Genomic DNA, 9,848 nt, shown 5'->3' on the forward strand with positions numbered 1-9,848 from the left:
AAGACAATAAGCAGCGGTGGTGAGATCAGCCGAAAGCAAAAACTCTTTGCCACTCTCTCCATAATTTTTTACACCATAGCCAATACCGACAATGCAATCGGGAAGATGATAATGCGCAAAAGTATCCTCCACGTTATCACGATAAGGCTACCAGCCCAGTCTTTTTAAAATCTCTGTGACATCTTTTGTTTGCATCATCGTTCCCCCAGCATGATCTGTAATTCTTTTACATAAAAATTACTTGTGTAATACTTAGGCTCTCTAGAAAGACTATATATTTTCTCACTATCAATTTCACCTCTTCCATAGTTTTTTCCAAAAGCTCTTGTAAAAAGGGATAGGTTGCGGAGGGGGAGTGTTCTCAATCTTTTCAATTGGTTGGTCTCCATCAGGTATCTCTTCTCCCACGCTTTCTTTAATTCTTTTACAAAGGAATTCATAAAAATTACTTGCGTAATATTCGCAATCTTCAGATGGAAGCATGACATAAAGTGGGCATTCACCATCCCGAAACTGTGTATAATCAAAATAAAAGGTTTCACCAAAATCAGCATCACAAACGACAAGTTGTTCTGGTGTCGTAAAACCACGGTTTCTATCATTTAAGTTTTGGAAAACAACGTCATTAACAGAAACACCTATAGGATGCTCATAAAGACTATAGATTTCATCACCACCAATGTCCCCGCCTTTATAATGTTTCAAAAAAACTTTATAGAAAGATGTGAATTGTAAACCGAGAGCTTTCTCTGCCTTTTCAATCACAAGATCATCGACCGCATTTTCTGCAGTCCCAAAACTGACAATATTACTATTATATTTATTAACTTTATCAACTAATTCTATAACATCATCTAAGGTATAGGTTTTCATCAATTAAAAACCGCATATCCGGTGTTTGGGTCTGGGACAGTCCTATTCACGGACGCCACACAAAATGAGCTTAGATACATTGAGAAAGATCTTTTTAAATAAACGGGTGAATGTACAACATTAAGTATATTCTGTTTTGCATGAGAGGACATGATCAAAACATCAAGAAAAGTTCTTTTGATAAACCCCTAAAACAAAAATTACAAAAAATTGGATTTCCTTCTAAATAAACATCTATGATATATGTTAGTTTGGCTCATTCGCTTTATTATTATCCATTGGTAAAGGAATAGGATGATCGGAGAAACTATGTAAATAAAGCAAAAGATCGGCACGATCTTGATCATTTTTAATTCCACGAAAAGACATAATGGTTCCAGGAAATGCTTTACGTGGAGAATGCAAATAACGATCCAAAGTGACAAAATCCCATTTTTGATCAGAATGTGCACGCAATGCCCGTGAATATGCAAAACCTGTTTCTGATGCCAACGGTCGGTTAACAATCTCCCAAAGAACTGGACCAACACGCCCTGCTTCATTGCGTCTAGAAGTATGGCATACGGCACATTGGCGAAAAATTTTACGCCCATTTTCAAAATTACCTTGTTGAAGGCGGCTATTTAGTGATAGAGAAAAATCTGATGTTTTCTGCTTTTCTTTTAAAATATCACTTTTACTAACTGTCTGATGATATTGGACTGATGTAAAATAATCGTAAACTATATTGCTGAGCGTGGAAACCCCTACAACAACAACCAGCCCACACAAACAAACAAAATAGATAACTCTCGAGCGATTCATAAAATCAAATATTCACGGTTTCATTACCATTTTTAGGTTAAGCTTTTTCTTTATAATATGCAACATCATAAATGCACTACAGATGACATTTGGAATCTTGCCATGGCTCTTGAACCAATTATTCTTATTCCTGCTCGTATAGGCTCAACGCGTCTTCCTAAAAAAGCTCTCGCTGAAATTGGCGGAAAACCAATGATTGTTCATGTCGCAGAACAAGCTAAAAAAGCTGCAATAGGGCGTACAATCGTTGCAACTGATCATAATGATATCGCTAAAGCTGTTGCAGATTATGGACATGAATGGATCATAACACGAGATGATCATAAATCTGGATCTGATCGTATTTATGAAGCTTTAATGTACATTGATCCTAAACAACGCTATAATGCTGTTTTAAATATACAAGGTGACCTACCAACAATAATGCCTTGTGAAATTATTCGTGCTCTATATCCTTTAGAAAATAGCTTTACTGATATTGCAACCTTAGGTGCTCCAATCATTGAAGAAAATGAAGCAAGAGATCCCAACGTTGTCAAAATCATTGGTACACCGCTTTCTCAACATCGCCTTCGTGCTCTTTATTTCACTCGTGCCAAAGCACCCTATGGAGATGGTCCTCTTTACCATCATATTGGAATATACGCCTATAAGCGTGAAGCACTTGAGAAATTTGTATCATTCAAATCCTCTACACTTGAGCAACGTGAAAAACTTGAACAATTACGTGCATTAGAACATAATATGCGTATCGATGTGGAAATAGTCGATACGATCCCTTTAAGTGTAGACACACAACATGATCTCGATAGAGTGCGTAAGATTTTAACATGAAAACACTAAAAAAGAACAATAAAATCTCTTTCCAAGGAGAATACGGTGCTAATTCCCATATTGCTTGCTCCAAGATGTTCCCTGATATGGATGCTGTGCCCTCTGCTACTTTTGAAGACGCCATTAATTTAGTAGAAAGAGGAAAAGCTGATCTTGCGATGATTCCTATTGAAAATAGTCTTGCTGGACGCGTTGCAGACATTCATCATCTTTTACCACAATCATCCCTCTATATTGTTGATGAATATTTTTTACCTATCCATTTTCAGCTCATGGTTTTACCCGGCGTTACACATGACGAAATTAAAACCGTCCACAGCCATATGCATGCCCTTGCACAATGCCGAAAAATTATACGAAACAACGGTTGGAAACCTGTTATTTCTACTGACACCGCTGGAGCTGCAAAATTGATTAAAAAAAATGCTAAACGTTCGCAAGCTGCCTTAGCACCTTTAATCGCAGCAGAACTCTATGGGCTTGATATTCTTGAAAAAAATGTTGAAGATAACCCGCATAATATTACCCGTTTTGTTATCCTTTCGCGCTCCAAACGACATGTACCCAAGCCTAAGAATGGCGAAAAAATCATCACCAGTCTTCTTTTTCGAGTGCGCAATGTTCCAGCTGCTCTCTATAAAGCTATGGGAGGATTTGCGACGAATGGTATCAATATGACAAAATTAGAAAGCTATCAAATTGGTGGAAGTTTCAATGCAACACAATTCTTTGTAGACATTGAAGGACATCCTGAAGACCCTATGATGAAACTTGCGTTAGAAGAGTTGTCTTTCTTTTCTGCAGAACTACGCATTATTGGTACTTATCCGGCACAAAATGATCGAGCCTTGCATATATAAAAGTAATTAAGCTCTATTATTTTTTACTTATATTAAAGAAGATCATAAAAATCTTATGGCACAATGTGTCCTGGAAGGACTCATTTTTCTACTAAACACCCTTTATAAACACTGAAAAAGAAAAAATAACTCATTATAGAATAAATAAATTATCTCAATAATATTTTAAGTTATATCCTGATAAACAGCAATTCAACTCATGTGAAAACCAATACAAAGAAATCCCAATAAAAACCGGAAATACTTGTACCATCTCTTGCACTTTATATATAAAAACATATTTTTGAGAACGATCATCCCCTATGACAATTTATTCCAATAAAGATAACAAACTTCTAAATTAGTTCTAAAAACAATTTAAATTATCCATCAGAGGATGCGCATAAAAGAACAAAGCATTTAAATCTCTTCAAGTGAAGTTATTTTGGACATGGTTTAAAACTAGAAAATGCAACTTATCCCTACTTTTGATGTTAAATTTTAACTTTTGTGTTTATAAAAACCGACTTATGATTCGTCTTATTTTAGGAAAAAGGAGAGAATAATGAAAAAATCTTCACGCAAGAATTATCAGCTGCAAATATTCTCGCCTCTTCTAGTGTTGCATTTGCTAGTTTTTGTGAAAAAATGCAATTTTGCGCCGAATGAAAAGTATTACAATTAAATCACCTGATATAATATATTAAGGGATTAAAGGCTCTTCATAGTATCTTTAAACCGCAAAAAGTATCCTTTATGTTATCTACTCCATCTCTTTTGACGTAAATAAATTAAGCATTGTTGCTGTTGATGAAAAGACAGGAAGATCTTTAGACTGAAAAATATAATGAAGAAAAAATTATTCGAATAAATTGTAAAAGACGAGATTATGATTAATGATATTTCTAATAATATCTAACTTTGAATAGAATTGTTTTGTCCTGCAGGAATTTTTATTCAAAAATCGCTAAGAAAATTATATATCAAAGGAATTTTTCAAAAACTATGAAGATTAAACTTAAGTTGTGCTGGATTTTCTCTATCAGTGCTAATTTTTAAATGAGAATATAACTTTTGCTTCATTCTAAGTACTAGAAAGCACATCGTACACAAACCACTTATCGATAAGAAGAAAAGCAAAAATTGCTCTATCGATGCATTCATCAAAGAATCTAATTGTTTAAAGCTATAAAATGTTTCTTATATAAAAATACCATTTTTACAATTATGAAGTCATAAATCTATGCCATCATTAATATTCTATAACTTTTGATATTGCATCTTTTCTTGCATGCATACAGTCCTTAAAAGATATATGAAATATTTTTTCAAAATGATGAAAACCCATATATTAATCTATCTAGTAATAAGCATCTAGTTTTTTTATTAAGAGCATCAGCACACAAGAAAAAAGAGCGATAACAGTTGCAAATTTTCAATTTCGTGGTTTTATAACAAATGAACCTAGCCTAAAATTTTTACAGATTTGTGCAAATGAGCAAATCAACCATTTAGATTATCTTAAACAACAAAAATATTTTTACACTCAATAAATATTGAAGAGCTACTATTCTGAAAACTGATAAATCCTCAATCTCTTTGTTGTTTATATGTTAATAAATTTAATGCAAAGGAAAATTCTTCATCGTTTTTATGATATTTTTCGTTTCTGAGCTTGATTTTTCATTCCAAATCGACAATATGAATTTGGGAGGTTAGTGGTGGACGAGCTGCTCGCCAACTGGGTCAGGTCTGGAAGGAAGCAGCCCTAACGAGTTCTAGTGCGGGTCACTATGCTAGCCTCCTATTCTGCTGAAGAAATTATTTTTTATGCTGTATCTTAGTGAGGTATTTTTAATCTTCAAAGCTGCATTTTCGCTTAGCAAATAAAGGGTTTTGATTGTCTTTAAACAAATTGTCCCATAAATAACTTGATTTAAGAGGAAATCATTTTACCTTGAGAGTACAGATTGTTCTATACTTCTATATTACTAAAATGTATGCATAAAAAACTTCAAAGTTGGAAACATTTATGGAAAATGTACCGGTAGAAACAGCCTATCGTGTTCTTGCTCGCAAATATCGACCTAAAAACTTTTCTGATCTCATTGGTCAGGAAGCTATGGTGCGTACTCTCACCAATGCCTTTGAAAAAGGTCGCATTGCACAAGCATGGATGTTAACGGGAATTCGTGGCGTAGGTAAAACTACAACAGCCCGTATTTTGGCACGTGCACTCAATTATAAAACAAAAGACGTTGACCAACCAACTACCGTATTGGACTCTCTCGGTGAACATTGTTCACAAATTATCGAAGGACGCCATATTGATGTTATAGAAATGGATGCTGCTTCTCATACAGGCATTGATGATATTCGTGAAATTATTGAACAAATACGCTATCGTCCGGTTTCTGCGCGCTATAAAGTTTATATTATTGATGAAGTCCATATGCTCTCAACACAAGCCTTTAACGGTTTGTTAAAAACTCTTGAAGAACCACCCTTTCATGTAAAATTTATTTTTGCTACAACAGAAATTCGCAAAGTTCCTATTACAATTCTTTCTCGTTGCCAACGTTTTGATTTGCGACGTATTGAATCAAAAGCTTTAAATGCGCATTTGCGCCAAATTGCAAAATATGAAAAGGTAGAGGTAGAAGATCAAGCACTCTCTATGATTGTTCGTGCTGCAGAAGGTTCTGTACGTGATGCATTATCCATTTTTGATCAAGCGATTGCTCATTGCAATGGCAATGTTAATGCTGTTTCAGTGCGTACAATGTTAGGGTTAGCTGATCAAGCGCGTATTATTGATCTCTTTGAATTTATCATGAAAGGTGATGTTGTAAATGCATTACATGAATTACAAAGTCAATATGATGCAGGTGCGAATCCTCTTACGATATTGACAGAACTAGCCGATTTTAATCATCTAGTCACACGTTTACGTTTTACACCAGAAATAGTAGCTGATTTCTCGCTGACTGAAGAGCAACGTTTAAGAAGTTTAGACTTTTCAAAAAAATTGTCTGTACCTGTTTTATCCCGAAACTGGCAAATGTTACTCAAAGGCTTACAGGAAGTGAATCAAACTGCACGTCCACTTCAAGCCACTGAAATGCTTTTAATTCGTCTTGCTCACACAGCTGATCTACCAACTCTTGATGAGGCTTTAAAAAAACTTACGCAAGAAAAAACACCTCTCACATTCGTCAATAACTCTTCTCATAAAAAATCTACAAGTGCAAATGATACGACAAAAGGAGCAATGGTCGATTTCCATGCTTCCTCAAGCGTTTCAAATACATTACCAGCTCAAGCAGATTTAAAAACATCCTTGGAAAACCAATTAGATTATTCTTTAAAAACAGAAAATTTAATTAAAAATCAGTCTCCAGACAAAACCAACACCCAAGAAGTAACAGAAATTCTTAAAAATTCTCAATATGCTGATTTTTCTGAAAAGATCGCAAATTTATCGCATTCTGCCGCTCAAACAACAGAAGAGAATATTGAACCTAAAACTCTAACGATTAATTCTTTGCACGATATTGTTAAATTAGCCGAACAGCAGAATGACCTTCCTTTCAAACTCCTTGTGAAAGAATTTGTTCATCCTGTTTCTTTTGAAGCTGGGCATATTACCTTAAGACTTTCTGAAAATACTCCACAATTTCTTGCTCATGACATAGAAAAAAAAATATCTCAATGGACTGAAAAGCGCTGGACAATAACTTTTGTGAATGAAGGAGGTGGCCCAACCTTACAGGAGGAAAATCTAGCGATTCAAAAGACTCTTTTTTCCAATGCAGAGACAGATCCTGATATTGCGAAAATCCTCAATCATTTCCCAGAAGCAAAAATCGTCGATATTCGACTCAATAAAAAAGAAAATGAGCTTGATTTACTTCCCAATACCTTTAAAAGCGTTAATATTTTTAAAAATAAAAATGATATCAATGATGAATAAGGATACCTTTTCCTATGCGTGAAATGATAAGCATGATGAAAAAAGCCAAAGAAATACAAGAGAAAATGCAGAAAATTCAAGAGGAAATGGCTAATTTACAAGCTGTAGGTACTGCAGGGGGAGATCTTGTCCAAATTACTTTAAATGGCAAAAATATTATAACAGCAATTCAAATTGATCCTTCATTGCTCAAACCGGAGGAAGCTGAAATTCTTGAAGATCTCATTATAGCAGCTTATAATGAAGCAAGAACGAAAATTGAAGTCGAGATAGAAAACAGAACCAAAAGTATGACGTCAGGACTACCACTCCCATCAAGCTTCAAGCTTCCATTTTAATGCAACGGATTGTTTCCGTGGGATGAAAATATGTCTAAATACACTGTAGGACCTGAGATTGAACGCCTGATTCAAATTTTAGCACGAATCCCAGGTCTTGGGCCACGTTCAGCGCGCCGTGCTGCGCTTCACCTTATTAAAAAAAAAGAGACATGCCTGAAACCTTTAGGAACAGCAATACAGGCAGCTATAGAAAAAGTTGGATTTTGTTCTGTTTGTGGAAATGTAGATACAACCGATCCTTGTTTAATTTGTACAGATTTGCGCCGCGATGATACAACAATCATTGTTGTTGAGGATATTGCTGATCTATGGGCTCTTGAACGCACAAAAGCTCTAGCAGCACGGTATCATGTATTGGGTGGACGTCTCTCTCCTTTAGATGGAGTAGGTCCTGATGAACTTAACATTGCCTCTTTAATCCGACGCGTTGTACAAAATCCAATTACGGAGATTATTCTTGCTGTCAATGCTACTGTCGAAGGCCAAACAACTGCTCATTACATCACTGATCAGCTTGCTAATTTTTCAGTTAAAATTACACGACTTGCTCACGGTGTTCCTGTAGGAGGCGAACTCGATTATCTTGATGATGGAACTTTAGCAGCAGCCTTACAGGCAAGAACAAATTTCTAAAACTTTTTTCTCTTATCTGTGAGTTCTTTTTATTTACTATTACTTCTTTGTTATGAGAGAAATTATTAAAATAACAAAGAAAAGTCTTTCACTTTTAAATAATTTCTATCCCCTATTTACTCATATCAACCTTACATTTATAGCTTCAAAGTCCTAGAAATTTGTGCCAAAACACTACTTGAATTTGCTATCGTGCTTCTAGGAGAAAGCACTAGTGTATACACGTTTTTTAGCCGGTTGGAATTTTCTTGCGAATATTATATTCAAAGCAATTCTTATTAGCTTTCTTAAATGCTAGTCGCATCAATTGCTCTTACCACGCTTTTAGAAAATGTTCAAATTGCACCAATTGTTAAATTAGTACGGATTCTTATATATAGATCAGTATAAACATGCTTTCGTTTACACACTCTCATGCTATGGTTTATCATTGGTTTTATTCTCGTGATGACTTCTTCGTTCGAATAATCTTATCTCTGAAAAAACTATTAATTCTATCAAATTTATTACTCAGTTGTTTATTCTTATCTCAATGACTGCACTAGAATTAGATATTGATAGTCGATCATTAAAAAAGCAGGAGAGCACATCATTTTGACTTCAATCTGCATCGTAATTACTCTTATGTATTTGCAGACTTATCATGATACATTTAAATGTTTTAAAGCATATAACATTTTGAAATATGCATTGATTGTTGTGTTTTTCAACGTAATATGCTATCGTTATGAGATTTAACGACTATTAAAGTCAGTTCTTTCATAAAACCAATAAAAATTCTAAATAACTGTCAAAATTGCTCTTTCAATTATCTTTTCAGTCCATAATAATTTGCGACGACAGAATATCAAAATACAAAAATATAGAATATATGCTCTTTAAATGAATCATGCTTCTCACGAAAAACAAGATGCCCAAAACAGAATATATTTATGTTGTACATTTACGTGCTTGTAAAAAAATACCTTGCAAAGCACTTAAGTTCCCTTTCACGATGCTACCTGTGAATAATATAATCAAAATCCCCATGAAATGTATAAAATACGTTATGCACAGCCATCTTTATACTTATGAAGTAATAAGCCTATAGAATCATACGATTGCTAGCTCTTAATATTGCAACTACTCTTGCATTTAAATGGTTTATGAGAAAAATTTTACTCCTTATCTTATAACAGTTTTATCCACATACTAACTAATACTACTTATGTTGTGTAAAAAATAGTTTTGATTCATGAGGTTGAAATGAGAAAATATTACAATGTCCAAGGACTTTATTTAAGGTAGAAATAATAAATTATCATTACAAATTAATTTATTGATAATAGAAACCAATAAGGATCAAAGTAATATCTTGTCTATCTTAGATAACACATTGATTTATAATGATAATTCACTGTTTTGTATGTTGAATGAGAGTCTCGAATATCGTAAGATTCTCTCATTTCAAATCTGTTTATCTTGAATCAATCAAAACCACTCCTTCGCACATCACAAGTGGGATGAGTGTGTGGATCAAATTTGTATAAGAAAGAATTAAAAATGGCTCTT

Annotated in this window: 7 protein-coding genes, 1 other RNA gene and 1 pseudogene; 6 read left to right on the forward strand and 3 right to left on the reverse strand. The window is 34.2% G+C overall.

Going from position 1 to position 9,848, the window contains the following annotated elements; genetic code table 11:
- The 3 genes and pseudogenes from GGR08_RS08415 to GGR08_RS07090 all read right to left on the reverse strand — a co-directional run.
- Window positions 1–198 (reverse strand): annotated as a pseudogene (locus GGR08_RS08415) (SMI1/KNR4 family protein); the annotation flags it as partial.
- Between the two features lie 96 nt (window positions 199–294).
- Window positions 295–873, reverse strand: coding sequence for an SMI1/KNR4 family protein (locus GGR08_RS07085; RefSeq protein WP_183194642.1), 579 nt, complete (start codon window positions 871–873; stop codon window positions 295–297).
- A gap of 246 nt (window positions 874–1,119) precedes the next feature.
- Complete coding sequence (locus tag GGR08_RS07090; RefSeq protein ID WP_183194643.1) at window positions 1,120–1,677, reverse strand: c-type cytochrome; 558 nt, start codon at window positions 1,675–1,677, stop codon at window positions 1,120–1,122.
- Between the two features lie 102 nt (window positions 1,678–1,779).
- Here GGR08_RS07090 and GGR08_RS07095 point away from each other — a divergent pair, with 102 nt between their 5' ends.
- From GGR08_RS07095 to recR, 6 genes are all read left to right on the forward strand, one after another.
- The gene (locus GGR08_RS07095) at window positions 1,780–2,511 is read left to right on the forward strand and encodes a 3-deoxy-manno-octulosonate cytidylyltransferase (RefSeq protein WP_183194644.1); all 732 of its coding nucleotides are present in this window, start codon (window positions 1,780–1,782) and stop codon (window positions 2,509–2,511) included.
- Complete coding sequence (locus GGR08_RS07100; RefSeq protein WP_183194645.1) at window positions 2,508–3,371, forward strand: prephenate dehydratase; 864 nt, start codon at window positions 2,508–2,510, stop codon at window positions 3,369–3,371. Before GGR08_RS07095 ends, GGR08_RS07100 begins: the two co-directional genes overlap by 4 nt.
- Before the next feature lie 1,689 nt (window positions 3,372–5,060).
- An RNA gene (gene ffs / locus GGR08_RS07105) (signal recognition particle sRNA small type) lies at window positions 5,061–5,158 on the forward strand.
- A gap of 224 nt (window positions 5,159–5,382) precedes the next feature.
- Window positions 5,383–7,323, forward strand: a complete 1,941-nt coding sequence (locus GGR08_RS07110; RefSeq protein ID WP_183194646.1) for a DNA polymerase III subunit gamma/tau — start codon at window positions 5,383–5,385, stop codon at window positions 7,321–7,323.
- Between the two features lie 14 nt (window positions 7,324–7,337).
- On the forward strand, window positions 7,338–7,661 hold the full coding sequence (locus tag GGR08_RS07115) for a YbaB/EbfC family nucleoid-associated protein (RefSeq protein ID WP_183194647.1): 324 nt from the start codon (window positions 7,338–7,340) through the stop codon (window positions 7,659–7,661).
- Between the two features lie 30 nt (window positions 7,662–7,691).
- On the forward strand, window positions 7,692–8,297 hold the full coding sequence (gene recR / locus GGR08_RS07120; protein ID WP_183194648.1) for a recombination mediator RecR: 606 nt from the start codon (window positions 7,692–7,694) through the stop codon (window positions 8,295–8,297).
- Window positions 8,298–9,848 lie beyond the last annotated feature (1,551 nt).

Origin of the sequence: Bartonella fuyuanensis (assembly GCF_014197255.1) — a bacterium.
Taxonomy (GTDB): Bacteria; Pseudomonadota; Alphaproteobacteria; order Rhizobiales; family Rhizobiaceae; genus Bartonella; species Bartonella fuyuanensis.